This is a genomic window from Micromonospora sp. CPM1 (assembly GCF_023896895.1).
GTDB classification, from domain to species: domain Bacteria; phylum Actinomycetota; class Actinomycetes; order Mycobacteriales; family Micromonosporaceae; genus Micromonospora; species Micromonospora tulbaghiae.
Genome location: NZ_JAMHIU010000021.1, coordinates 93884 through 118155 on the forward strand (window position 1 = coordinate 93884; position 24272 = coordinate 118155).

Annotated in this window: 22 protein-coding genes; 11 read left to right on the top strand and 11 right to left on the bottom strand. The window is 74.3% G+C overall.

Translation table 11 applies throughout. The features are described 5' to 3' along the window. Window positions 1-85 precede the first annotated feature (85 nt). The 5 genes from M8C11_RS23690 to M8C11_RS23710 all read left to right on the top strand — a co-directional run bounded on the left by M8C11_RS23690 (window position 86) and on the right by M8C11_RS23710 (window position 6650). Window positions 86-1333 (top strand): cytochrome ubiquinol oxidase subunit I, encoded by a 1248-nt coding sequence (locus M8C11_RS23690; protein WP_252453209.1) that lies wholly within the window; start codon window positions 86-88, stop codon window positions 1331-1333. 11 nt (window positions 1334-1344) lie between these two features. Then, window positions 1345-2352, top strand: a complete 1008-nt coding sequence (locus M8C11_RS23695) for a cytochrome d ubiquinol oxidase subunit II (RefSeq protein WP_252453211.1) — start codon at window positions 1345-1347, stop codon at window positions 2350-2352. Then, complete coding sequence (gene cydD / locus M8C11_RS23700; protein ID WP_252453213.1) at window positions 2349-4031, top strand: thiol reductant ABC exporter subunit CydD; 1683 nt, start codon at window positions 2349-2351, stop codon at window positions 4029-4031. The genes M8C11_RS23695 and cydD overlap by 4 nt, the downstream gene beginning before the upstream one ends. A gap of 34 nt (window positions 4032-4065) precedes the next feature. After that, on the top strand, window positions 4066-5904 hold the full coding sequence (gene cydC, locus M8C11_RS23705; RefSeq protein WP_252453215.1) for a thiol reductant ABC exporter subunit CydC: 1839 nt from the start codon (window positions 4066-4068) through the stop codon (window positions 5902-5904). A 62-nt stretch (window positions 5905-5966) separates the two neighbouring features. Then, the gene (locus M8C11_RS23710) at window positions 5967-6650 is read left to right on the top strand and encodes a permease prefix domain 1-containing protein (protein ID WP_252453218.1); all 684 of its coding nucleotides are present in this window, start codon (window positions 5967-5969) and stop codon (window positions 6648-6650) included. A 55-nt stretch (window positions 6651-6705) separates the two neighbouring features. On the opposite strand, the gene M8C11_RS23715 is transcribed toward M8C11_RS23710, so the two are convergent. Continuing rightward, window positions 6706-7047: a PadR family transcriptional regulator gene (locus M8C11_RS23715; protein ID WP_120571680.1), complete on the bottom strand. Its 342-nt coding sequence runs from the start codon at window positions 7045-7047 to the stop codon at window positions 6706-6708. A 145-nt stretch (window positions 7048-7192) separates the two neighbouring features. Between M8C11_RS23715 and M8C11_RS23720 the strand changes: the two genes are divergently transcribed. From M8C11_RS23720 to M8C11_RS23730, 3 genes are all read left to right on the top strand, one after another. After that, window positions 7193-8152, top strand: a complete 960-nt coding sequence (locus M8C11_RS23720; RefSeq protein WP_252453221.1) for a DNA primase — start codon at window positions 7193-7195, stop codon at window positions 8150-8152. A gap of 40 nt (window positions 8153-8192) precedes the next feature. Next, a complete protein-coding gene (locus M8C11_RS23725) occupies window positions 8193-10598 on the top strand; it encodes a transposase (RefSeq protein WP_252453224.1) in 2406 nt (801 codons plus the stop codon). A 121-nt stretch (window positions 10599-10719) separates the two neighbouring features. Next, entirely contained in the window at window positions 10720-11937 is a 1218-nt protein-coding gene (locus M8C11_RS23730) for an ABC transporter substrate-binding protein (protein WP_252453226.1), read from the top strand. Between the two features lie 122 nt (window positions 11938-12059). On the opposite strand, the gene M8C11_RS23735 is transcribed toward M8C11_RS23730, so the two are convergent. From M8C11_RS23735 to M8C11_RS23750, 4 genes are all read right to left on the bottom strand, one after another. After that, window positions 12060-12653 (bottom strand): ATP/GTP-binding protein, encoded by a 594-nt coding sequence (locus M8C11_RS23735; RefSeq protein ID WP_030501201.1) that lies wholly within the window; start codon window positions 12651-12653, stop codon window positions 12060-12062. A 1-nt stretch (window position 12654) separates the two neighbouring features. Continuing rightward, entirely contained in the window at window positions 12655-13029 is a 375-nt protein-coding gene (locus M8C11_RS23740; RefSeq protein WP_073827018.1) for a DUF742 domain-containing protein, read from the bottom strand. A 100-nt stretch (window positions 13030-13129) separates the two neighbouring features. Then, on the bottom strand, window positions 13130-13534 hold the full coding sequence (locus tag M8C11_RS23745; protein WP_013283992.1) for a roadblock/LC7 domain-containing protein: 405 nt from the start codon (window positions 13532-13534) through the stop codon (window positions 13130-13132). Further along, complete coding sequence (locus M8C11_RS23750; RefSeq protein ID WP_252453228.1) at window positions 13531-17145, bottom strand: nitrate- and nitrite sensing domain-containing protein; 3615 nt, start codon at window positions 17143-17145, stop codon at window positions 13531-13533. Before M8C11_RS23750 ends, M8C11_RS23745 begins: the two co-directional genes overlap by 4 nt. A 532-nt stretch (window positions 17146-17677) precedes the next feature. On the opposite strand from M8C11_RS23750, the gene M8C11_RS23755 reads away from it, so the two are divergent. Then, window positions 17678-17944, top strand: coding sequence for a hypothetical protein (locus M8C11_RS23755; protein WP_228531240.1), 267 nt, complete (start codon window positions 17678-17680; stop codon window positions 17942-17944). Here M8C11_RS23755 and M8C11_RS23760 read toward each other — a convergent pair whose 3' ends face one another. From M8C11_RS23760 to M8C11_RS23775, 4 genes are read right to left on the bottom strand one after another with little or no spacing between them, the layout of a single operon-like run. Further along, complete coding sequence (locus tag M8C11_RS23760; RefSeq protein WP_252453230.1) at window positions 17945-19021, bottom strand: adenosine deaminase; 1077 nt, start codon at window positions 19019-19021, stop codon at window positions 17945-17947. It lies immediately after the preceding gene. Between the two features lie 50 nt (window positions 19022-19071). Then, entirely contained in the window at window positions 19072-19494 is a 423-nt protein-coding gene (locus M8C11_RS23765) for a PPOX class F420-dependent oxidoreductase (RefSeq protein ID WP_252453232.1), read from the bottom strand. Further along, window positions 19491-20060: an NADPH-dependent FMN reductase gene (locus M8C11_RS23770; protein WP_252453234.1), complete on the bottom strand. Its 570-nt coding sequence runs from the start codon at window positions 20058-20060 to the stop codon at window positions 19491-19493. The genes M8C11_RS23765 and M8C11_RS23770 overlap by 4 nt, the downstream gene beginning before the upstream one ends. Then, window positions 20048-20674, bottom strand: coding sequence for a YitT family protein (locus M8C11_RS23775; protein ID WP_252453236.1), 627 nt, complete (start codon window positions 20672-20674; stop codon window positions 20048-20050). Before M8C11_RS23775 ends, M8C11_RS23770 begins: the two co-directional genes overlap by 13 nt. Window positions 20675-20731: 57 nt before the next feature. Between M8C11_RS23775 and M8C11_RS23780 the strand changes: the two genes are divergently transcribed. Then, window positions 20732-21220 carry a MarR family winged helix-turn-helix transcriptional regulator gene (locus M8C11_RS23780; protein WP_252453238.1) on the top strand — a complete coding sequence of 163 codons (489 nt, stop codon included), beginning with the start codon at window positions 20732-20734 and terminating at the stop codon, window positions 21218-21220. 3 nt (window positions 21221-21223) lie between these two features. Further along, window positions 21224-22075 (top strand): putative RNA methyltransferase, encoded by an 852-nt coding sequence (locus M8C11_RS23785; protein WP_252453241.1) that lies wholly within the window; start codon window positions 21224-21226, stop codon window positions 22073-22075. Window positions 22076-22081: 6 nt separating this feature from the next. Here the strand turns inward: M8C11_RS23785 and M8C11_RS23790 are convergent, their stop codons facing one another. Together M8C11_RS23790 and M8C11_RS23795 are read right to left on the bottom strand one after the other, a co-directional pair. After that, complete coding sequence (locus tag M8C11_RS23790; protein ID WP_252453244.1) at window positions 22082-22762, bottom strand: DUF4272 domain-containing protein; 681 nt, start codon at window positions 22760-22762, stop codon at window positions 22082-22084. 101 nt (window positions 22763-22863) lie between these two features. Next, a complete protein-coding gene (locus M8C11_RS23795) occupies window positions 22864-24144 on the bottom strand; it encodes a thymidine phosphorylase (protein ID WP_252453247.1) in 1281 nt (426 codons plus the stop codon). Between the last annotated feature and the right edge of the window lie 128 nt (window positions 24145-24272).

A 24272-nucleotide genomic window follows, 5' to 3' on the forward strand; every position in this document is an offset into this window, starting at 1 on the left:
TTCTCCGGGTTCGCGCGCCCCTATAGGTAGCGAGGCTACGTGTAGTTTGGCTACGACAAGAGAGCCAACCCATGGGAGGACGACAGTGGACCCGCTGCTCCTCGCCCGCCTCCAGTTCGCCACCACCACCTCGATCCACTTCCTGTTCGTGGCGGTCACACTCGGCCTGGTCACGCTGCTGGTCGGGTTGCAGACGGCCGGCTACCTGACCGGCAAGCCGGTGTACGAGCGGCTGACCCGGTTCTGGGGCCAGCTCTACGTGATCAACTACGTGCTCGGCATCGCCACCGGCATTGTGATGGAGTTCCAGTTCGGGCTGAACTGGAGCGGGCTGTCGCGCTACGTCGGGAATGTGTTCGGCGCGCCGCTGGCCATCGAGACGCTCGTGGCGTTCTTCCTGGAGTCCACGTTCCTCGGCATGTGGATCTTCGGGTGGCACCGGTTGCGGCGCGGCGTGCACCTGGCGCTGCTCTGGGGCGTGGCGATCACCGCGTACGCCTCGGCGTTCTGGATCATGGTGGCGAACGCATGGCTCCAGAACCCGGTCGGGTACGAGGTCCGCGACGGCGTCGCCCACCTCACCGACTTCGGCGCGCTGCTCACCAACCCCACGTTCGGCATGGCGTTCGGCCACGTCGTCTCGGCGAGCCTGGTCACCGGCGGCCTGCTGATGGCCGCGGTGAGCGCCTGGCACCTGCTCCGGCGCACCCCCGACTACGCGCTCTTCCGCACCTCGCTGCGGCTCGGCCTGGTCACCGCGGCGCTCTCGGTCAGCATGCTCCAGGGCTTCGGCTTCGCCCAGTTCGGCCCGGTCGCGCAGCTCCAGCCGACCAAGTTCGGCGGCGGCCCCGATCGCGACGCGCTCGTCGCCGACTGGACCGCGCGGTTCGGCCCCGGCGACTGGGAACCACCGGTGCTCTCCAACGTCGGCCTCGGCTTCATGATCCTGATCGGCTTCACGCTCGGCGCCCTCTGGCTCCTGCTGCCGCTGCTCTGGCGCGACTGGATCATCCGGCTGAAGGTGCCGCTCTGGCTGATCCTGCTCGGCCTGCCGCTGCCCTTCGTGGCGATGCTGCTCGGCTGGATCGCCCGCGAGGTCGGCCGCCAGCCCTGGGCCGCGTACGGGCTGCTGCCCACCGCGCAGGCCGTCTCGCCGGTCTCACCCGGGCTGATGCTCACCTCGCTGATCGGGTTCAGCCTGCTGCTCGGCGCGCTCGCGGTGACCAACTGGGTGCTGCTGGCCCGGCACGCCGCCCGCGGGGCGCACGACCCGGCGCTCGGCCGGCCGCCCGCGCCCGACACCGACGCCCACCACCAGCCCGTGTTCGTCTGAGGGAGCCCGCCGTGGAACTCGCCTGGTACGCCCTGCTCGGCCTCTTCTTCGCCACCTACCTCGTGCTCGGCGGCTACGACTACGGCGTCGGCCTGCTGCTGGCCCGGCGTGGCCCGGCACCGGGCAGCCGGGCCACGCTCACCGCGCTCGGGCCGTTCTTCCTCGGCAACGAGGTCTGGCTGGTGGCCGCCGTCGGCATCCTGTTCGGCGCGTTCCCCCGGCTGGAGGGCGAGCTGCTCTCCGGCTTCTACCCGGCCGTGCTCGCCGCGCTGGCCGGGGTGGTGCTGGTGACCGCCGGGGTGCAGTTGCGCAGCCGCCCGGCCTCCGCCACCGCTCGTGCCCGCTGGGACCGGGTGGTGGTGGTCGGCTGTCTGCTCGCGGCGCTCGGCTGGGGCGCGCTGCTCGCCGGGCTGCTCCAGGGCGTGCCGTTGAGCGCGGACGGCCACGTGGTCGGTGTCGGTCACCTCGCCACCCCGTTCGTCGCCGCCACCGGGCTGGCGCTGCTGGCGCTGGTGGCGGTGCACGGTGCGACGTTCCTCACGCTCCGGCTGCCCGCCGCCGAGGCACCGGCGCTCGCCCGGCTGGCGAGCGGCCTGGTGCCCGCCGCGCTCGTCGCCGTCGCCTCGGCCACCGTCCTGGGTCTGCTCTCCGATCGGGTACGCGCCGCGGTGGCGCGCCCGGCTGCGGCCGTACTCCTGCCGTTGGTGCTCGTGGCGGCGCTGCTGGCGGCCCGCGCGGCGCTGGGGCGGGGGCGGGCCGGGATCGCCTTCGCGGCGACCGCGACGGCGCTGGCGCTTCCGGCGCCGCTGATCGGAGCCGCGCTCTGGCCCCGGATCCTGGTCTCCACCACCGACCCGGCGGCGTCGCTGACAGTGGCCGAGGCGGCCGCCAGCCGCCCGACGCTGGCCCTGTTGGGATGGCTCGCGTTACCGCTCCTGCCGGCCCTACTAGGCTTTCAGGCGATGTGCTGGTGGGTTTTCCGGGGACGGATCGACGGCAGGGCACCGGTGTACTGGTGAACCGCCGCCCGTTCGACCCGCGTCTGCTGCGTCGGGTCCCCGCGGCCCGGCGCGACCTCGCCGTGCTCGCGGTGCTGGGCGGGCTCACCGCGCTGCTGGTGATCGCTCAGGCCACCGCGCTGGCGACGCTGCTGGCCACGGCGTTCGACGGGCGGCTGCACCGGCCGGCGCTGGCCGGTTTCGTGGCCGCTGTCGCCGGGCGGGCGCTGGTGAGCTGGGCGCAGGGCACCGTGGCGGCGCGGGCCGCCGCGACGGTCAAGGCGGCGCTGCGCGCCGACCTGCTCGGCGCGGTCGGCCGGCACGGGCCCACCTGGGTCGCCGGGCAGCGGGCCGGGCAGCTCGCCACCCTGGCCGGGCGCGGGCTGGACGCGCTCGACCCCTACTTCACCGGCTACCTGCCGCAGCTCGTCCTGAGCGTCACCGTGCCGGTGGCGGTGCTGGCCCGGATCGTGTTCGCCGACTGGAGCTCGGCGCTGATCATCGCGCTCACCATCCCGCTCATCCCGATCTTCGGCGCGCTGCTCGGCTGGCAGGCGCAGGCCGCCACCGAACGGCAGTGGCGCCGGCTGTCGCTGCTCGGCGGGCACTTCCTCGACATGGTGGCCGGGCTGCCCACGCTGCGCGCGTTCGGCCGGTCCAAGGGGCAGGTCGACGTGGTACGCCGGATGGCCGACGGCCACCGCCAGGCCACCATGAAGACGCTGCGCATCGCGTTCCTGTCCGCGCTGGTGCTGGAACTGGTCGCGACGCTGTCCGTCGCGCTGGTCGCGGTGCCGGTCGGCATCCGGCTGCTCGGCGGCGGCCTCACGCTCTCCACCGCGCTGCTGGTGCTGCTGCTCACCCCGGAGGCGTACCTGCCGCTGCGCGCCGCGGGCAGCCGGTTCCACGCCAGCATGGAAGGGCTCACCGCGCTGGACGAGGCGCTCACGCTCTCCGCCACCGACGCACCCGCCACCACCGCCGAGCCCCGCCGGCCCGCGCCGGGCGGCCGGGGCGAGATCCGGTTCGAGGGCGTCACAGTCGCGTACGACCGGACCACCGCGCTGCGCGACGTCACGCTGACCATCCGGCCCGGCGACCGGGTGGCGATCATCGGGCCCAGCGGCGCGGGCAAGAGCACGCTGCTCAACCTGCTGCTCGGCTTCGTCGCACCGACCTTCGGGCGGGTCACCGTCGACGGGGTGGACCTGGCCGGCGTCGACCTCGACACCTGGCGGCGCGAGCTGGCCTGGGTGCCGCAGCGGGCGCACCTGTTCGCCGGGTCGCTCGCCGACAACATCCGCCTCGGCGCACCGGACACCCCGGATGCCGCGCTCGCCGCGGCGGTCACCGGCGCCGCGCTGGACGAGGTGGTCGACGCCCTGCCCGACGGCCTGGACACCCGCCTCGGCGAGCGCGGCCACGGCCTGTCCAGCGGGCAGCGGCAACGCGTCGCGCTGGCTCGCGCGTTCCTCCGGGACGCCCCGGTCGTGCTCCTCGACGAGCCGACCGCGCGGCTGGACAGCGCCAGCGAGGCGGTGGTGCTGGACGCGACCCGGCGGCTGGTCGCCGGACGTACCGCGCTGCTCGTCGCGCACCGACCCGCGCTGCTCGCCGACGCCGACCGGATCCTGCGCGTCGAGGACGGCCGGGTCACCGAACTGCACACGACCGCCGCCGGCCCGGGAGTGTCCCGATGAACCCCGTCTCCCCCGCCTGCCCGGCGGTGGCCCGGTGACCGCCGGCGACGGCGTGACGCCGGTGGGCCGCGAGCCGGCCGGGCCGACCGGGGTTCCGGTCGCGCCCTCCGGCGCACCGGAACCGCCCGCGCCCGCCCGCCCCGGCGCCGAGCGGGCGGTGCTGCGACTGGCCCGCCCGTACCTGAGCCGGCTGCTCGGCGCCGGGCTGCTCGCCGCCGCGACCGAGTTCGCCGGCCTGGCGCTGATGGCCACCGCCACCTGGCTGCTGATGAGCGCCGCCGGCCGGCCCCCGCTGGACCGGCTGACGGTGGCCATCGTCGCGGTCCGGGCACTGGCGGTCAGCCGGGGAGTGTTCCGGTACACCGAACGGCTCGCCGGGCACGACGCGGTCCTGCGCATGATCACCGACGTGCGGGCCCGCGTCTTCGCCACGCTCGCCGCCCGCCGCGAGACCGGCCGGCGTACCGGGGACGCGCTGAGCCGCCTGGTCTCCGACGTGGAGGCCGCCCAGGACCTGCTCCTGCGGGTCCTCGTGCCCGGCGCGGCGGCGGCACTGGTCAGCGTGCTCGCGGTCGGCGTCGCCGCGCTGATCTCACCACCGGCCGCCGGTGTGCTCGCGATCGGCCTGCTCGTGGCCGGCGTGGCGCTGCCCGCGCTCGCCACCCGGATCACCCGCCGCGCCGCCGACGAGGTGGCCCCGCTGCGGGGCGCGCTCGCCGTGGACGCGGTCGACCTCACCCACGGCGCCGCCGACCTGGCCGCGTTCGGGGCGACCGGCGCCGCGCTCGCCGCCGCCGACGAGCGGGCCGGACGGCTGGCCCGGCTGGAACGCCGGCTCGCCGCGACCGGCTTCGCGGTGGACGCGCTCGGCGTCCTCGTCGGTGGCCTCACCGCCGCCGCCGTGGTGGTCGTGGCGCTGCGGGCCGAGGTCGGCGGCGTGCTGGTCGGCGTCCTCGCGGTCGGCTCGCTCGCCGCCGTGGAGGTGGCGCTCGCGCTCGTCGCGGCGGCCCGCCAGCGCACCCAGCTACGGTCCGGGCTGGCCCGCGTCGCCGACCTGCTCACCGAACCCGCCACGGCGACGCCGCAGCCCGCGCCGGAGCCCCGGACCGACGGCCACGACGTACGGTTCTCCGACGTGACGGTCCGCTACCGGGCCGGTGCCGCCCCCGCCCTGGCCGGGTTCGACCTCGACCTGCCGGCCGGCCGCCGGGTGGCGGTGGTGGGGCCGAGCGGCGCCGGCAAGAGCACGCTCGCCGCGGTGCTCACCGGCGCGGTACGCCCCGACACCGGCCGGGTCACGGCCGGCGGCGTGCCGGTGTCCGAGATCCCGGCCGAGCACCTGCCCCGGGTGGTCGGCGGCCTGTTCGCCGAGGCGTACGTCTTCCACGCCACGGTCAGGGAGAACCTGCTCCTCGGCCGTCCGGACGCCACCGAGGCGGACCTGACCGCCGCGACCCGGGCGGCCGGCCTGCTCGACTGGGTACGCGAGCAGCCCGACGGCTGGGACACGGTGGTCGGCGAGCAGGGCGGGCAGCTCTCCGGCGGGCAGCGGCAGCGGCTCGCGCTGGCCCGGGCGCTGCTGGCCGCCCCGCCGGTGCTGGTGCTCGACGAGCCGACCGAAGGGCTCGACCCGGCGGCTGCGGACGCGGTGCTGGACTCCACGCTCGCCGCCACCCCGGCCGGGCACTCGGTGGTGCTGATCAGCCACCGGCTCAGCGGCCTGGCCGGGCTGGACGAGATCGTGGTGCTCGAAGGCGGCCGGGTCGTGCAGCGCGGCCGGCACGACGAGCTGGTGGCACGCCCCGGCTGGTACCGGGAGCAGTGGCTGCGCCAGGAGGCCGCCGAGCGCGGCTACCTGGCGATCACGCCCTGACGCCCGGCCGATCGGGGTTTTCCCTGACGCGGGTGTCGCCCGTCGGTGGCAGGCTTGGCCGCATGCTGGTGCATGAGGAGGCAGTGGTCGACCGCCGGCTGCACGAACTGTCCGCGCGGTTGCACGGGCCGAACCGGCTCAAGGCCGACCTGCTGGCCGAGGCGCGGCACGCGCTGGAGGACGCCGTCGAGGCGTACCGGGACGGTGGCCTGCCGCGGGCGGAGGCGCAGCGGCGGGCGGTCGCCGAGTTCGGCAGCGACGCCCAGCTCGTGCCGGGTTTCCAGGCCGAGCTGGCCGTCGGCGCGCTACGCGGGCTGGCGCTGCGCACGCTCGTGGTGGCGGTGGTGCTCATCGCCGCCGGTGACCTGACCTGGCAGGGGTCGAGCTGGAGCGGCGGTCCGCCGCCACCGCAGAGCTACCTGCTGCTCTCCGCCTCGCTGAACGGCATCTGGGGCCTGGTCGCCGCGTTGGCGCTGATCGCGCTGCTGGTGGGCCCGCTCGCCGCCAGGTGGGGAACACCGTGGCTCGTCCGCTCGGCGCGGCTGATCGGTTTCGGTCTGACCGGCAGTCTGCTGCTCGGCGCGGTCGCCGGGGGCGCGCTGTTCGGCTGGTCGATCGGGCTGTGGGACGCCGCGCTCACCTGGCCTCCCCTGATCATCGGGATGGTGGTGGTCTCGGCGGCCTGGTTCGCCCTGGCCCGGGCGGCCCGCTGCTGGGTGCTCGCCGACCGCCGGCTGGCAAGCTGAGCGACCCGCCGCCGGCCGGCCCTCGGGCGACCCCCGGGGCGGCCGCCGGGCGCGGTCAGGCCGGCGCGGTGGGCGGCTCGTCCGCGCCGAGGAACCGCCCGACGGTGGCGCTGAACTCGTGCCAGCCGGCCCGCTCCCCGGCCAGCGCCCGGCCGCCGGCATCGGTCAGCTCGTAGGTGCGGCGCTCCCTGCCGTTCACGGTGCTCCAGGTGCTCGCCACCAGCCCGGCCCGCTCCAGCCGGCGCAGCGCCGGATAGATGGTGCCGGTGGGCAGATCCAGCGTGCCGCCGCTGCGGGCACGCAACGCCTCGATGATCGCGTAGCCGTGCAGCGCGCCCCGTTCCAGCACGGCGAGCAGCAGCGCGTCCAGGTGTCCGTGCAGCGCCTGCGCCTTCATGCGTAGCAACGCTACTTGTCGCGCGGCCGGGACGCCAAGGGGTGCGACTCCCGGTCGGAACCGTCGCCCACTAGGGTATGTGCGCAGAGTCACTCGGCGGCGCGACGCCGTCGGGTGGGCAACCCGAACGCACACGGAGGTCAGCGTGGCCCGCCAGTCGCCCCAACGGCCCGACGCCGACGAGCCCGAGCTCGACGACACCGACGCCGCCGCCGCGGCCGACGAGGTCGAGGAGGACCGCCCGCCGGCCGACCGCGCGCTCTGGGAAGAAGTGCGGATCGACCCGGTGGAGATCGCCCTGCCCTCCGGCACCGGATTCACGCTGCGGGCGTACCGGCAGGCGCGCGAGCTGACCCCGACCGACGTCGCCGAGCGCGACCAGGACGACCCGTTCCTGGCCCGTCGCCAGGTCGTCGAGACCGAGGACGACGAGGAGGTGGTGATCCTCGACGAGGAGTTCGCCGCCCTCTCCGCCGAGGAGGACGACGAGGACGAGGAGAAGGACGCCAAGGCCCGCCGCAAGGACAAGGCCGGCGCCTCGGACGACGAGAAGGCCGAGGCCGAGGCCGAGACCGAGGACGACGCCGAGGACGAGGACGAGGACGACGAGGCGGGCGACGAGGAGGTGCCGGTCTTCCTCACCCACAAGGGCCGGCTCCTGCTGTTCAAGACCCCGGAGTCATTGGTCACTTTCATCCGTTCCGGTGCGCCCAACGATCTGTCCCAGCTGGACAGTTGGAATGAACTGTCCGAACGGCTGGAGCCGGCCGACATCGCCCCGCTGGACGAGGACACGTACGAGCTCGACCTGGTGGTGGAGAACCTGCGCGGCGGCCACGACGCGTGGGACCACGAGCTGCTCATCGAAGCCGGTGAGATCGCCCGTGACCTGGCGTACGCCCTGCGGCTACCCGCCGTGCTGGACATGCTCTCCTCCGGCTCCAGCCTGGACGACCTGGACGAGGCGCTGCGCGCTTCCGTCAACGGCGGCGTCGGTGGTTTCCTGGGTCGTCGCCGGCTGAAGAAAATCGGGGCACAAACCGCAAGCTTGGGTTGGCGCACCATTGTCGGCAAGATCTCTGCGGTTGTGGACTGGCGCGACTGACCCGAAGCGGGGAGCATCAGTCTCTGGCAGAGCAAGACCTGTGTCCCGGGAGGAGGACGACGCCGTGGCGCTCGTGCGCGTGTACTGCGGTCTGGCCTCGGCAGATCCGGCCGACCGAACGGCTTCGGCCGGAACGACGCTGACGTCCGCTGTGGTCGACGACGCAGGCCGTCTGCTGCACGTCTGCGAGATCGGTGACGATCCCGCCGGTTACGCCCGGCTGGTCGCGCTGCTGGTGGAACGGTCCGGCGGTCCGAGCGGCGCGGCCATCGCCGCGGACAGCGACGACCACATCGTCACCTCGCTGCTCAGCGCCGCCGGCCGGCCGCTGGCGATCGCGGACGACGACTCGGTCGACGACTTCGCCGAGCGCTTCGCCGACGACGACTCCCTGGAGGAGATGAACTCCCCGCCGGCCGAGCGCCGCGCGGTCGGGCTGGCCCGCGCGCTCCAGGCCGGCGCGCTCTCCGCGGTGACCCTCCCGGCGCCGCGTGAACTCGCCGGATACACGCAGGTCCTGGCCGCGCACGCGGCGCTGGCGAGCGGCCGGCACTCGGCCGCGGTGACGCTGCGCGAGGTACTCCGCGAGCTCTACCCGGCCGCGCTGCGGGCCTACCCGGATCCTGCCGACCGGGTCGCCCTGGCCGTCCTCGACGCGCTGCCCGAGCCGGGGATGCTCACCGGCCCCGCGGGCCGTGGTGGCCGGGACGGCGCGCTGGCCGCCGACGCGGTCGTCGCGCAACTGGCCGGCGAGGGCGTGGCCGACGCCGACGACGTCTCCGACGCGGTGACCGCGCTGCGCGTCGCCATCTCCGAGACGCCCCGGCGGGCCACCGTCAACCGCACGCTCACCGCGGCCGTCGCCGAGACCGTGCGCCAGGCCGTCGCCTCGGTCCGGACCTGCGACGCCGGCTGCGACGCGCTCGTCGGCGCGCTCGCCGAACGCACCGCTCCCGCCCCCGCGACCGGCCGCCGGGCCGCCGCCCGACGGGGAGAGCAGGTCGACGAGCTGGCTTCGACGTCGGCGACCGACCTGCGTCCGGTGCGTTCGATCCCACCGGAGCCGATCGCCGAGCCCCACCGTGGACGTCCCGAACCGGCCGGCGCACCCGAGCCGGCCGGCCGTCGCGGCCGCCCCGAGCCGGTCCCCGGTGGGCGGCGCAGCCGTCCGGAGCCGCTGTCCGGTGCGGCCGCCACGACGACGCCCCGGCCGCTCGGCCCGCCACCGGTCGCACCCGCGCCGGTGACGCCGCCGCCGGTCGCCCCGGCCCCGGTCACGCCCGTCGCCCCGGCTGCCGCACTGGGCCGGCCGTCCTCGGCTCCCCCGGCGCGGCCCGAGCCGACCGGCGCGCCACTGCCGTCGCGGGTGGACGGCCCCACCAACCGGCCGATCTCCGCGCCGCCCCCGCCGCCTCCCGGGATCACGCCGATCGCCCCGTCCCCACGCGGCGCCGTGCCGCCGGCCGAGGCCGGCGAGCCGTTCCGCCCGACGCTCACCACCGCGGCGATCAACAAGGCGCGGGCCGAGCGGCAGCGCACCGTCATCCCGCCCCGGCCCAAGACGAACCAGACCCCGGAACCGCCGACCGGTGGGTTCAGCGCCACCGACCTCAGCATCCCGGTGCCGGCCCCGCGTCCGCCCGCGCCGGAGGCGCCGCCGGGCTCCCGGGCGAACTGGCCGCTGGTGAACAACGAGGACGACACCGCGCGGGAGCGGGAGGGCACCACCTACTCGTACGGGCGGGGCGTGGACGCGCCGAGCGACCCCGGCCGGGTCACGCCGCCGTGGCTCGCCGACGACCTGCCGCAGGAGCCGCCGATGCTGCGGCTGGTGGAGCCGCCGCCGCTCGCCGACCGCGCGCTGCGCGACGAGATGGGCCGGCCGGCCGACCCCGGTCTGGAGGCGCCCCCGCTGCGTCTGGTCGACCAGGGCGACCCGGGTCGCGTCCCGCTTCCCGCCGAGCCCGAGCGGCGTCCCGCCCCGAAGGAGCACCGGCCGCCGCCGGTCTCCGACGAGGGTGACGGCGACCTGCTGATCTTCGCGCAGGCCAAGTCCGCCTGGTTCGTCGGGCACGGCGACGAGGCCGACCTGGAGTGGTCGAGCACCGCCGACACCGGCTGGCAGGCGGCCGAGCAGGCGGCCCGCCCGGCCGTCGGCGCGGAGACCAAGGCCGGGCTGCCGAAGCGCGTGCCGCAGGCCAACCTGGTGCCGGGCTCCCCGCTGCGCGAGGAGCGTCCGCTGCGGATCGTCCGGAACGCGGCGAGCCTCGCCGAGAACACCACCGGATACTTCCGGGGCTGGCGGCGCGGCCAGGAGATCGGCGGCTTCGCCGTGGGCGGCCGTCCGGGCCGTGAGGCGGCGGGCGGCTGGGACTTCACGCGCGACACCGGTGACCGCGACGACGACCGGGAGTACGAGTACCGCTCGGCGGGCTACCGCTCCTGACCGGGCCCACCGGGGTGTTTCATCCCACACCGGGGCGATTTGACGCTGGGCTGGACCGGCCGGGAACATACCCGGCGGACCAGCGGCGGCGCCTGTTCGCCGGGGTGGGAAGGCGATTCCATTGGCGACACCGGCGTTCGACTCCACTGTGCTCACCCGGCGGGGCGTTCTCGCCGCCGCCGGGAGCCTGCTGCTCGCCGGCTGCGCGCCTCAGGGCCAGCGGCCGGAGGACGGCCCGTCCAGCAGCGCGCCGAGCGACCAGGACCTGATCGTCGGCGCGAGTCTGGAGCTGACCGGCGCCGGGGCGCTGCTCGGCGTCGCCCAGCGGCAGGCCCTGCAGCTCACCGCCGACTCGCTGAACCGCACCGGCTTACCGGTCGGGAACCTGGTCCGGTCGGTCCGGCTCCAGATCCTGGACAACGGCAGCAATCCCGAGGTCGCCGCACGCCACGCCGCCGACCTCACCCGGATCGGGGCCCAGGCGCTCATCGGCGGCGTGCTCGGCGAGACCTCGATGGCCCTCGCGGCGGCCGCCCAGCGGGTCAAGACGCCCTTCCTGTCGCTCGGCTACGGTGACCGCATCGCGCTGCCGCTGGAGGAGCGCACGTTCACCTACAAGCTCACCCCGGACGCCGTCGACATGGCGCGCCGCCTGGTGGAGCTGCTCGAGTCCAAGCGGATCCGGCGGGTGTCAGTGCTCGCCGCCGACGGGCTGCACGGCGACTCGGGTGTGCGGGCGATGCGGGAGGTGCTCGCCGACAGCAGCACCGACCTGGCCCGCACGGTCCGCCTGCCGGTGTCCGGCCGCCGCTTCCGTGCCGCCGCCGAGCGCGTCGCCGGCAGCCAGCGGGACGGCGTGGTGGTCTGGGGTACCGCACCCGACTCCGGTGTCGCGGCGCGGGAACTGCGCGCCGCCGGCCACCGCGGCCCGATCTTCTTCGACGCCGGCGCGGTCGCCGACGACACCGTCCAGGGGGCGAACGCCGCCGCCGTGGAGGGCGCGTACGCGGTGCACCCGGCCTGCCTGGACGTCTCCGCGGCCACCGCCACCACGACGGCGCAGCTGGCCCGCCGGGACTTCGTCAACCGCTATACGCAGCGACACGGCGTCAGCCCGGACTTCGCCCCGTACGCCTCGGACGCGCTCCAGCTCGTCGCCACGTCGGCGCGGATGGCGACGAGCCTCGACCGGGGCCGGCTGCGGGCCCTCCTCCAGGCGCAGACGGTCGAGGGAATCGCCGGCGGGTACGCGTTCCGCGCCGACCGGCACGGCGGCATGGAGCCCGACTCGCTCTCCGTGTACCAGGTGTTCCGGGGCACCTGGACCCGCTACGCCTGACCTCGCACGACAGCCGGTGACCCTCCCGCGAGGAGGGTCACCGGCTGATCGCGTACCGTGTCCGACCCCGGACGGCAGGAAGCGCCCGGTGGCCCTGAGGCCGCCGGGCGCTTCCGCGTCGGTCAGGCGGGCGCGACGGCCCGCGAGCGCCGCATGGTGAGCACGTACTCGACCAGCGAGATCAGCACGTGCTTCGTGGACTCCCGGTTACGGGCGTCGCACGGCACCACCGGCACGTCGCGGGAGATCGCCAGCGCGTCCCGGACGTCCTGCGGATCGTGGTACTGCATGCCGTCGAAGCAGTTGATGGCCACCAGGTACGGCAGCCGCCGGTGCTCGAAGAAGTCGATGGCGGCGAAGCAGTCGGCGAGCCGCCGGGTGTCGACGAGCACCACCGCGCCGATCGCACCCCGGACCAACTCGTCCCACATGAACCAGAACCGCGTCTGACCCGGCGTACCGAACAGGTACAGGATCAGATCCCGGTCGATCGAGATACGACCGAAGTCCATCGCCACCGTGGTCGTCGTCTTGCCCGGCACCTGCCGGGTGTCGTCGACGCCGACACCGGCGGAGGTCATGATCGCCTCGGTGGTCAGCGGCGTGATCTCGGAGACCGAGCCGACCAGCGTCGTCTTGCCGACGCCGAACCCACCGGCGATAACGATCTTCGCCGACGTCACTCGGCCGCTCGGGGCCGGCGGCCGGTGCGACATGTCAGAGCCTGCGAAGTCCACTCAGCACCCTCTCCAGCAGTTCAGTGCCCACCGCGTCGTCGGAGTCGTCCAAAATGGTCGGCTCGTGGACCGCGACCAGGCCGTCCGTCGCCATGTCGGCGATGAGCACCCGGGCCACGCCGAGCGGAAGCTGCATCCGCGCCGCGATCTCGGCGAGCGACTGCACACGTCCGTCACACAACGCGGCGATGTACTGGTGTTCACGACCGTGGCCACCATTGCCAGTGGCAACCGCTCGGCCGCGCACCGTCGTCTCGACGAGTGCCTCCAGGGCGATGTCGAGCCGGGGACGGGTACGACCGCGGGTGACGGCGTACGGCCGGACCAACGCGCCGGTCGGCTCGTCACGATCCATGTCGCCGCTCACCTCCCTCGTACCCGGCACCGGCTCGCCCCGGTGACATCCGTCGCTGTCGTTGTTGTTCCCGCACCTGACCCACCGGCCAGCGCGTCATTCAGCCCATCATCCCCACAGCCGTGCGCGGCTGCGGCGTCAGGGCATCGCCCACCCGGTCCACGAGCAGGGCCATCTCGTACCCGACCTGACCCACGTCACAGCTCCGCGCCGCCAGCACCGCGAACGACGATCCGTCCGAGATGGACATCAGGAACAGGAAGCCGTTGTCCATCTCGACGACTGTCTGCAACACCGCCCCGCCCTCGAAGCAGCGGGCCGCGCCCTGGGTGAGGCTGACCAGACCGGACGCGATCGCGGCGAGCTGGTCGGCGCGGTCCCGCGGAAGGTCACGGGACGAGGCGAGAAGCAGGCCGTCGGCCGAGACCGCGACCGCGTGCGCCACACCGGGCACCCGGTCGGCGAAGTTGGCGAGCAGCCATCCGAGATCCTGCGTAGTAGTCATCCTTGTTGCTCCTTCTGCCCGCTCCCGGCCACCGGGCCTGAGTCAGACTGCGAGGACTGCTGCCCGCCCGGAGTGCCCTCCGGGCCGGTCGTGTTGCTGTCGGTGTTACGCCCGCGCTGTACGCCCCGATGGTAGGCCGAGAGCAGACCCCGGACCCCCTCCGGTGTACGTCGCTGCACCGACGCGGAAGGCTTGTCGATGCTGCCCGGCACGAGCTGCGCCATCGGCGTCCGCTTCGGCAGGCCCTTCTGGGTGGTCTCCGCGACCGGCACCTCGGTGGCCGCCGAGGCGGCACGCCAGCCGTCGTCGGCCGCGGTCTGCCACGGGGAGGAGCCCTGCGGCGACGCGGACGGCTGCCGGGTGGGCAACCCGCCGGTGTACGCGGGACGGGTGTTCCCGTTCGCCGCGCCGTTGTCACGCGGTGCTCCGCCGGCCGTCGGAGTGTGTGCCATCGGTGTGTTACCTGTCGTTGCGGGTGTCGGCTGCGGCACAGGCCGGCCGGCCGTGTCCACCTTGGCGAACTGCTGGGTGGCGGCGCCGCCGTTCGTCGTCGCGGCCGGTGCCGCCGGCTCCTCGTTGGGCCCGGGCCGGCGGGTGCGGAACCACGCCGACTCCAGCTCCCGGAAGATCGGCAGCTCCATCGTCTCGTCCGCGTACCGCTGGCGGTTGCCCGCCTGCTGCGGCGTGGCCGGCCGCGACGCCGGTGCCGCCGGGGTGGCGGGCCGGGTCTCGGACGGCCGGCTCGCGGCCGGAGCGGCGGACGGCTGGCCGACCGCCGGCCGCGGGGTGGCCGGCATCTCCGTGCGCGGCACCCGGGGCAGCTCGGTGGTCATGTCCATGCCGCTCGTCGGCCGTTCCGGCGCCGGCGCGGGCGTCGGCGCGACCGGGGGCCAGACCGGCGGTGCGCTGACACCCGGCGCGGGCATCGGGCGCGTCTGCGGCTGGTTCGCCGGCGGCGCGGAGGCCGGGTGACCGGCGGCGGGCTGCCCGGAGATCGGAGCGGCCGAGACCGGACGGTACGGCAGCGGGTCGCCGGAGACCGGCGCCGCGGAGACCGGACGGCCCGAGAACGGGTCGCCGGAGACCGGTGCGGCCGAGACCGGGCGGTACGGGTTGCCGGAGACCGGTGCGCCGGAGACCGGGGGCAGCGGCGGCGCGGACACCGGCGGGACCGGCGGCGCGGAGACCGGCGGCGGGCTGTAGGGCCGCGCCTCCGGGCTGCTCGGCAGCTGGCGCGGGATCGCCGGCTGCTGGCCGCTGGTGCCCGGGTCGCCCTCGCCCGGGTTGCGCCGCTGCGGCAGCGGCTCGAATCCCTGGCCGTTCGAGGGCCGGGAGCCGAAACCGCCGTCCCCACCGGACGGGTTGGCGCCGGTCAGGTCGGACCAGGCCGGCATGGCGCGGCCGCCACCGGCGTTCGCCGGGGTGCCCGAGCCGTTGCGCGGCGCCGGGTCGAAGGCGCGGCCGCCGAGCGTGACCTGGTTGCCCGAGGAGCCCGGGTGCGGCGCCGGGGGCAGGCCCGGCGGGTTGTTGTTGCCGAAGGCGGCCAGGGCGCCGAAGGCCGGCGTCGGTCCGCTCTGCTGCGGGGCGGCGGGCGGCAGGGCCGGCGCGCCCGGACCACGGCCGGCCAGGGCACGCGGCACCAGGACCGAGGTCGGCATCGTCACGTCGGCGACGGTGCCCCGGTCGGCACCCGGTCGCAGCTCGACCCGGACCCCGTGCCGGGCGGCCAGCCGCGCGACCACGACCAGGCCCATCATCCGGGAGACCGCGACGTCCACCTGCGGCGGCGTGGCCAGCCGCTCGTTGAGGTCACGGAGCTGCTCCGGGCTGATGCCGATGCCCCGGTCCTCCACGTAGAGCGAGGCGCGGTCACCGACCCGCCGGGCCTCCACCATGACCTGCGAGTCCGGCGGGGAGAAGGCGGTGGCGTTGTCGAACAGCTCGGCGACCAGGTGCACCAGGTCGTTGACCGCGTGGGCGGCGACCTCGATGTCCCGGTCGATCACGCCGAACTCGATCCGGGTGTAGTGCTCGACCTCGGACTGGGCGGCGCGGAGCACGTCGATCAGGGCGGCGGGCTCGCGCTGCACACGGGTGGAGTCCGCGCCGGCGAGGACCAGCAGGTTCTCGTCGTTGCGGCGCATCCGGGTGGCCAGGTGGTCGAGCTGGAACAGCTCGGCCAGGCGGTCCGGGTCCTCCTCGCCGCGCTCCAGCCGGTCGAGGTGGCCGATCAGCCGGTCGACCAGGATCTGCGAACGGCGGGCCAGGTTGACGAACATGGTCGCGACCGACGCCCGCAGGGCGGCCTGCTCGGCGGCGGTCCGGACGGCCTCCAGGTGGACGGCGTTGAACGCCTCGGTCACCTGGCCGAACTCGTCCTTGCTGCGCACCGGCAGCGGCTCGGCGATCTGGTTCGCCAGTTGCACCGGGGAGAGCTGGCCGGTCACCTGCGGGTCGCGCAGCCGGGCGACCGCCTGCGGCAGCCCGTACTGGGCCACCGCCAGGGCGCCCTGACGCAGGTCGCGCAGCGAGCGGGCCATCGAGCGGGCCACCAGGTACGCGAACAGGATGGCCAGCAGCAGCATGGTGAGCAGCAGGCCGGTCTCCAGGAACACCTGGCGCTGGGTGTCCGAACGCAGTGCGTCGGCCTGCCGGACCACGTTGCCGTCGAGCCGGGCCTCCACGGTCCGGATCAGCTCGGCGTTGGCGACCATGGTCTGGTCCCACTGGTCCGACCCGAACGGGGCGTTCTCCATCGAGCCGCTGTTGTTGCCCGAGATGAAACTGGTGAAGCGGTCGGCCTTGCGCAGGTCGGGCCCGGAGACGGTCTGCTCGTAGAACAGCTTGTCGGGCTCGGTGGCGACGGCCTGGAAGGTCGCCAGCGACTGCGACTGGCCGGTGCCGCTGGCGATGAACTGCTCGCGCAGCGCGGCGGTGTACTGGTTCTGGGTGAGCGCCTGGTGGACCACGACCCGGCGCTGGGTCAGGTATTCCTTCTGCCGGGCCACGGCGGCCGCCGCGCGCATCCGGTCGCTCAGGTCGTTGTCGCCGGCGAGCTGGGTGGCCGAGTCGCGGATCGCCAGCAGGTCCTCGATCAGCTGCCGGTACGCCTGGTCGGCGTCATTGATCTTGAGCTTGCCGTTCAGCACCTGGCTGCGGGTCGCCGGCAGGTCCTTGAGCTGGGTGTCGATCGTGTCCAGCAGCCCGACGAAGTTGCGGGGCAGGTCGTCGATCTCGCCACGCTGCCGCAGGTAGGACGACTTCCTCTGGTCCACCCGCTGGTTGGCGCGGTTGTAACCCTCCTGGTACTGCGCCCGGGTCTGGAACTCCTTCGCGCCGAGGAAGAGCACGGCACCGACCCGCTCGTCCTGCACGCTGTCGACCAGGTCACCCGAGTAGCCGATCAGATTGGCCAGATCCCCCGCCCGGTTGGCATTGTTGAGCGTCTCCAGGTGGTCGACGAGACCACTGGTGCCCACCACGACCGTGGCGATGGTCGGCACGATCATGATCAGACCGAGCTTGGACCAGATCGGCATGTCGCGCAGCCGACTCATCGGCCGGCGCAGCCGCGACAGGAAGGAGCCCGCCGTCGTTGGCCGTTTGCTCACGTCACCGCCCTCGCATTACCGCGCCCCGCGCCACCCTGAGGGCAACGCCGAGCGACCGACCCGGCGGGTCGGACCTCCGAGATTCCATCACGCCGCTCCGCAAAGAGAAAGACCAGGTTGTCCCTCACCGGAGGTGTGATGAGATGTTGATGCAATTTGATAGCAATCCGTCTGGCCGGAGTCACTGAAGGTAATGGAACACCCGCACCGCGTCGTCTTGCTCGCCGGCCCCTCCGGGTCGGGAAAGTCATACATAGCCCAGCGAACCGGACTTCCGGTGCTCTGCCTGGACGACTTCTACAAGGACGGCGATGACCCTACGTGTCCGCGTCGAAACGGACAGGTGGATTGGGAGTCCCCCTTGTCCTGGGATGCGGACACGGCGGTGCAAACAATCGCCCGACTGGCTCGTGAGGGCAAGGCCGAAGTGCCGGTTTATGCGATCGGCGCAGACCGTCGGGTAGCCACCCGGCCATTCGATGTCGACGGATCGCCAATCTTCGTCGCCGAGGGGATCTTCGCGGCCGAGATCGTGGCGGAGTGCCGGCGACTCGGGCTGCTCGCCGGGGCGTACGCGTTGCGCCGCCCGCGCGGGGCGACGTTCCTGCGCCGCCTCGCCCGGGATCTCGCCGAGCAGCGCAAGGCGCCCCGGGTGCTGCTCCGGCGCGGGGTCGCGCTGCTGCGCGCCGAACCGGCCGTGCTGCGCCGGCAGACCGGGCTGGGCGCCGAGGCGGCCCGGGCCGGGCAGGTGCTGCGCGGGGTGGCCGCGCTGCTCTCCGGCCACCCCCGCCAGTCGTGATCAGCCGATCATCTCGGCGTACGCCGGCTTGATCACCTCGTCGATGATCCGCAGCCGCTCGTCGAACGGGATGAACGCGCTCTTCATCGCGTTGATGGTGAACCACTGGAGTTCCTTCCAGCCGTAGCCGAAGGCCTCCACCAGCAGCGCCATCTCCCGCGACATCGAGGTGCCGCTCATCAGCCGGTTGTCGGTGTTCACCGTCACCCGGAACCGCAGGTCGCGCAGCAGCCCGATCGGGTGGTCGGCGATCGAGGCCGCGGCACCGGTCTGTACGTTCGACGACGGGCACAGCTCCAGCGGGATGCGCTTGTCCCGCACGTACGCGGCCAGCCGGCCCAGCACCGGCGGGTTGCCCGGGGTGATGTCGTCGACGATGCGTACGCCGTGGCCGAGCCGGTCGGCGCCGCACCACTGGATCGCCTGCCAGATGGACGGCAGGCCGAACGCCTCACCGGCGTGGATGGTGAAGTGGAAGTTCTCCCGCTGGAGGTACTCGAACGCGTCCAGGTGCCGGGTGGGCGGGAAGCCCGCCTCGGCGCCGGCGATGTCGAAGCCGACCACCCCGGTGTCGCGGTGCCGTACGGCCAGCTCGGCGATCTCCTGCGAGCGGGCCGCGTGCCGCATCGCGGTCAGCAGCGTGCCGATCCGGATCGGGGTGCCCGCCTCGGCCGCCAGCGCGCTGCCCTCCCGGAACCCGGTGACCACCGCGTCGACCACCTCGTCCAGGGTCAGGTTCTGCTCCAGGTGCTGCTCCGGCGCGAACCGCACCTCGGCGTAGACCACGCCGTCGGCGGCCAGGTCCAGCGCGCACTCGCGGGCGACCCGACGCAGCGCGGCGGGGGTCTGCATGACCGCCACCGTGTGCGCGAACGTCTCCAGGTAGCGCTCCAGCGAGCCGGAGTTCGCCGCCTCGGTGAACCAGACGCCGAGCGCCGCCGGGTCGGTGGTGGGCAGTTCGTGGCCGACCTCGGCGGCCAGTTCGACGATCGTCGCGGGCCGCAGGCCGCCGTCGAGGTGATCGTGCAGCAGCGCCTTCGGGACCTTGACGATGTCCTCGTACGAGATTGCGACCATGCTCAGACCCTAGTCACCCCCGGTACGGGCGCGGCGGTGGACCGGGCCGGTCAGGGCCGCCAGCCGTACACCCGCTCCACCGCGAGCCGCAGCACCACCCGCCCGTCGGCCACCATGGCGGCCCGGTAGTCGGCCCAGTCCGGGTGCTCGCCGCGGATCCGCCGGTACACCTCGACCAGTTCGTCGACTGTCGCGTCGTCGGTGGCGGCGGCCGGCGGGGTGAGCGTCACGGTGCCCTCGGCGACCGCGTACGCCCCGCCGTCGGCGGTGGTCACGTGGAAGCTGGCCCGGGGGTCGCGGCGCAGGTTACGCACCTTCGCCCGGTCGCCCGTGGTGGAGCAGCGGATCAGGCCCGGCTCGGCCAGGTAGTCGAGGTTGGATAGCTGGGGACGGCCGTCCCGGCGCAGCGTGACGAGCACCCCGCGCCCGCGCTCGCCGAACAGCTCCCAGAGCCGGGCACTCACGGCGTTCACGCGTTCACCCGCAGCGGCGCGAGCGCGGCGGCCAGCCGGGCGAGCTGGTCGAGCATGAGCGCGGCGGCCTCCTCCCGGCCCGGGTCGGGTCGCAGCTCGCCCGACTCGTCCAGCGCCTGCCGCAGGAAGACGACCACCTGGTCGTTGACCGGGGTCATGTTCAGCGTGGTCACCACCTGCTTGATCATCTGCACCGCGCGCAGACCGCCGGAGGTCATGCCGTAGCTGACGAAGCCCACCGGCTTGTGCTGCCACTCGTGGTAGAGGTAGTCGATCGCGTTCTTCAGCGGCGCGCTGAAGCCGTAGTTGTACTCCGGCATGACCAGGACGAAGGCGTCCGCGACGTCGATTTCGGCGCTCCAGGCGCGGGTGTGCTCGTGCAGGTAGACCCGCTCGGACGGGTGGTGCGGCTCGTCGTGGAAGGGCAACCCGATCTCGGCCAGGTCGAGGAGGCGTACCTCGTCGAAGCCGGCGTGGCGGACGGCGGCCTCGGTGAACCAGTCACCGATGCGGCGGCCGACCCGGCCGGGGCGGGTGCTGGCGACGACGACGTTCAGGCGGGGCATGGTGAGGTCACTCCTGTCGGGGCGGCGGCCGGGGCCGGCGCGGTGAGTCGGGGAACGAACCAGGCGACGATCGGCCCGATGCCGATCGCGTAGAGCAGGGTGCCGGGGCCGACGGCACCGCCGAGCAGCCACCCGACCGCGAGCACCGTCACCTCGATCCCGGTGCGGGCCGGGCCGAGCGGCAGGCCACGGGCGGCCAGGCCGGTCATCAACCCGTCCCGCGGGCCGGGGCCGAGCCGGGCACCGAGGTAGAGCGCGGTGGCGAGGCCGTTGAGCAGGACGCCCGCGACCAGCAGGCCGATCCGGCCGGCGAGCGGGTCGACCGGCGGCAGCAGGGCCAGCGTCGCGTCGAGGGCCAGGCCGACGAGCGCGACGTTCGCCACGGTGCCGACGCCCGGACGCTGCCGCAGCGGGATCCACAGCAGCAGCACCAGCAGCGCCACGCCGTTGACCAGCAGACCCATCGGCAGGCCGGTGCGGTCGGCGAGGCCCTGGTGCAGCACGTCCCAGGATGCGAGCCCGAGGTCGGCGCGGACCATCAGCGCGACGCTGACGCCGAACAGGGCCAGGCCGGTGAGCAGCCGTACCAGCCGGGACGGCAGTTTGGTTGACATGTCATCAACCTAGGCCGCAACTTGGTGACATGTCAACAACACCGGTAGGATCGGCGCATGGACGAACCGCGCTGGCTGGACGAGCAGGAGGACCGCGCGTGGCGCGGCTACCGCCGCATGCGCCGCCTGCTCGACCTGGAACTGGCCCGGGAGCTGATGCAGGACGCCGGCCTCTCCGAGCCGGACTACGACGTCCTGAGCGACCTGTCCGAGACCCCGGAACAACGACTCCGGCTCAGCGAACTCGCCGACCGGATGCTCTGGTCCCGCAGCCGCCTGTCCCACCACATCTCCCGGATGCAGCAACGCGGCCTGGTCAGCCGGGAGGAGTGCGCCACCGACGGCCGCGGCTCGGTCGTCGTGCTCACCCCGGCCGGGCGCCGGGCCGTCGAAGCCGCCGCGCCCGGGCACGTGGCCGCCGTCCGCCGGCACCTGATCGACCGGCTCACCCCGGCCGAGGTGGCCGCGCTCGGCACGCTCAGCCAACGGGTGATCGACCACCTCACCGGCCGTCCCACCGGCCGCCCGGAAGCAGCGGAGGGCTGAGCCGTGGACGACCGCGTCCTCGCCCGGCTGCGCTGCCCGGTCTGCGCCGAACCGCTCGCCGAGGCCACCGCCGGCACCGCACGCGCGCTGCGCTGCCCGCGCGGGCACAGCTTCGACATCGCCCGGCAGGGATACGTGAACCTGCTCGCCGGCCGCGCCCCGCACACCGGGGACAGCGCCGAGATGGTCGCCGCCCGCGCCGGCTTCCTCGCCGCCGGCCACTACGACACCGTCGCCGCCGCGCTCGCCGGCACCGCGGTACGCGTCGCGGGCTCCGACCCGTACCCCCTGGTGGTCGATGCCGGCGCCGGCACCGGGCACTACCTCGCGGCGGTGCTGGCGGCGCTGCCGGACGCCGCCGGCCTGGCCCTCGACGTCTCCAAGCCGGCGCTGCGCCGCGCGGCCCGGGCGCACCCGCGGGCCGCCGCCGCGCTGGCCGACACCTGGCAGCGGCTACCCCTGGCCGACCGGTCCACCGCCGTGCTGCTGAACGTGTTCGCGCCGCGCAACGGCCCCGAGTTCCACCGGGTGCTCGACCCCGGCGGCGCGCTGCTGGTGGTCACCCCGGCCGCCGACCACCTCACCGAACTCGTCGACGCGCTGGACCTGCTGCGGGTGGACCCGGACAAGGCCGACCGGGTCGCCGGCAGCCTCGGCGGCCACTTCGCCGAGGAGTCCGCGACCGGGCACCGGGCCCGGCTCGCGCTCACCCGCGCCGAGGTGACCACGCTCGTCGGGATGGGACCGAGCGCCTGGCACGCCGACCCGCAACGGCTCGCCGCGCGCATCGCCGCGCTGCCCGAGCCGGTGCCGGTCACGCTCTCGGTCCGGCTCGGCGTGCACCGCCCGCGCTGACCCGCCTCAGGTGGAGAGGTCGACCTCTTCCCAGCCCGGCGGTTCGTCGTGGTACGGCCCACGCAGCACCACCGCCCACTCCAGCGCCCACCGGCGCTGCCCGATCGCGTTCGCGTCCACCAGCCCCGGCAGCGCGCCGCCGGCCTTCTCGGTCTCCAGGTACGCCCAGTCCAGGCAGTAGTGCAGGTCGAGCAGGGCCGCGGCGTCACCGGGATGCTGCGGCGCGGCCAGGATCCGGGCCCGCCACTGGCCGAACGTCTCCCCCGCGACCAGGTTCGGCATCCGCTCGACCAGCCGCTCGTCCACCGGCACCGTCGGGTCCAGCTCCTTGGCCAGTCCGAGCACCCAGGCCAGCGAGAACAAGGCGTCGTGGTGCAGCACGAACGACCTGTGGTCGCCCCGGCCGCCCATCACGAACTGCCACTCCGGCGGCGTCACCGAGTCGACCAGGTGCGACTCCAGCAGCCAGCCCGTCGCCGCCTGCGCGGGCATCCCGAAGCAGCGGGCCAGGATCACGTGCAGGACCGCGATCCGCGCCTCGATCTCCGGGGTCGGACGCAGTTCGATCTCGTCGCCCGGCTCCCACACCAGCGGGAACTGCGGCGGCGGCAGCGGAAGAGCCAGCCGGGACAACTCGTCCAGGCTCGCCTCCCGGACGGCCCGAGGATCGGGAGCGGGTACGCGCACGGTCAAGCCCCTGTCTGCTCACCTCGGCTCGTCGCCGGCCGATCCCCCCTGGCCTGGGAGGATAGCGGCTCCGGCCGGGCCGGCACCATGGCCGGTCCCGGTCAGCCGATCCGCTCGACGACGAGAGGTGCAGTCTCCGGCGCGTCCGGCGCGATGCGTACCGCCCGGCGCGCCTCGGCCAGCGCGGCCGGGATCCGCTCGGCGTGCTCGGCGCGCAGCTCGAACAGCGGGTCACCGGCGCGCACCCGGTCACCGGGACGCCGGTGCAGCACCACGCCGGCCGGGATGCTCACCGGGTCCTCCTTGCGGGCCCGGCCCGCGCCGAGCCGCCAGGCCGCGACCCCGACGGCGTACGCGTCGACCTCGGCGACCCACCCGTCCTCGGTCGCGGTGACCACCTCGACCTCGTTCGCGACGGGCATCGGGGCGTCCGGGTCACCGCCCTGCGCCCGGATCATCGTGCGCCAGGAGTCCATCGCCCGGCCGTCCCGCAGCGCCGCGGCCGGGTCGGCGTCCGGCAGGCCGGCCGCGTCGAGCATCTCCCGGGCCAGCGCCAGCGTCAGCTCCACCACGTCGGCCGGACCGCCACCGGCGAGCACCTCCACCGACTCGGTCACCTCGACCGCGTTGCCCACGGCCAGGCCGAGCGGGGTGGACATGTCGGTGAGCAGGGCGACAGTCCGCACACCGTGCGCACCGCCCAGCTCGACCATGGTGCGGGCCAGCTCGCGGGCGTCGTCGACGTTCTTCATGAAGGCGCCGGAGCCGACCTTCACGTCGAGCACCAGCGCGCCGGTCCCCTCGGCGATCTTCTTGCTCATGATGGAGCTGGCGATCAGCGGGATCGCCTCGACAGTGCCGGTGACGTCGCGCAGCGCGTACAGCTTGCGGTCGGCCGGGGCGAGCCCGTCGCCGGCCGCGCAGATCACCGCGCCCACGTCGCGGAGCTGGGCGATGAACTCGTCGTTGGTGAGCGCCGCCCGCCAGCCCGGGATCGACTCCAGCTTGTCCAGCGTGCCGCCGGTGTGGCCCAGGCCCCGGCCGGACAGCTGCGGCACCGCCGCGCCGCACGCGGCCACCAGCGGGGTCAGCGGCAGGGTGATCTTGTCACCGACGCCGCCGGTGGAGTGCTTGTCCACAGTCGGCCGGGACACCGGCGACAGGTCGAGCCGCTCGCCGCTGGCGATCATGGCGGCCGTCCACCGGGCGATCTCCGGCGCGGTCATGCCGCGCAGCAGGATCGCCATGGCCAGCGCCGACATCTGCTCGTCGGCGACCAGACCCTTGGTGTACGCGTCGACCACCCAGTCGATCTGCCCGTCGCTCAGCACACCCCCGTCCCGCTTCGCCCGGATGACGTCAACCGCCGTAAAAGCACTCACCTTTGAGTTCCCATCAATAGATCAACAATCGCCACGGCCACGCCCCGCGAACGGTGACCAGGTCCGGCCGGGGCCGACCGTGCCCGGCGGAGGGATCAAGCCTGACCGCCCGGAGCCGGGCACGGTCG

What these genes read in the sequence shown, in the direction of transcription:
- M8C11_RS23710 (WP_252453218.1), top strand. Translation starts at nt 5,967, where the DNA reads ATGCTGGTGCATGAGGAGGCAGTGGTCGACCGCCGGCTGCACGAACTG.
- M8C11_RS23715 (WP_120571680.1), bottom strand. Translation starts at nt 7,047, where the DNA reads ATGAAGGCGCAGGCGCTGCACGGACACCTGGACGCGCTGCTGCTCGCC.
- M8C11_RS23735 (WP_030501201.1), bottom strand. Translation starts at nt 12,653, where the DNA reads ATGTCGCACCGGCCGCCGGCCCCGAGCGGCCGAGTGACGTCGGCGAAG.
- M8C11_RS23740 (WP_073827018.1), bottom strand. Translation starts at nt 13,029, where the DNA reads ATGGATCGTGACGAGCCGACCGGCGCGTTGGTCCGGCCGTACGCCGTC.
- M8C11_RS23745 (WP_013283992.1), bottom strand. Translation starts at nt 13,534, where the DNA reads ATGACTACTACGCAGGATCTCGGATGGCTGCTCGCCAACTTCGCCGAC.
- M8C11_RS23760 (WP_252453230.1), bottom strand. Translation starts at nt 19,021, where the DNA reads ATGGTCGCAATCTCGTACGAGGACATCGTCAAGGTCCCGAAGGCGCTG.
- M8C11_RS23770 (WP_252453234.1), bottom strand. Translation starts at nt 20,060, where the DNA reads ATGCCCCGCCTGAACGTCGTCGTCGCCAGCACCCGCCCCGGCCGGGTC.
- M8C11_RS23775 (WP_252453236.1), bottom strand. Translation starts at nt 20,674, where the DNA reads ATGTCAACCAAACTGCCGTCCCGGCTGGTACGGCTGCTCACCGGCCTG.
- M8C11_RS23780 (WP_252453238.1), top strand. Translation starts at nt 20,732, where the DNA reads ATGGACGAACCGCGCTGGCTGGACGAGCAGGAGGACCGCGCGTGGCGC.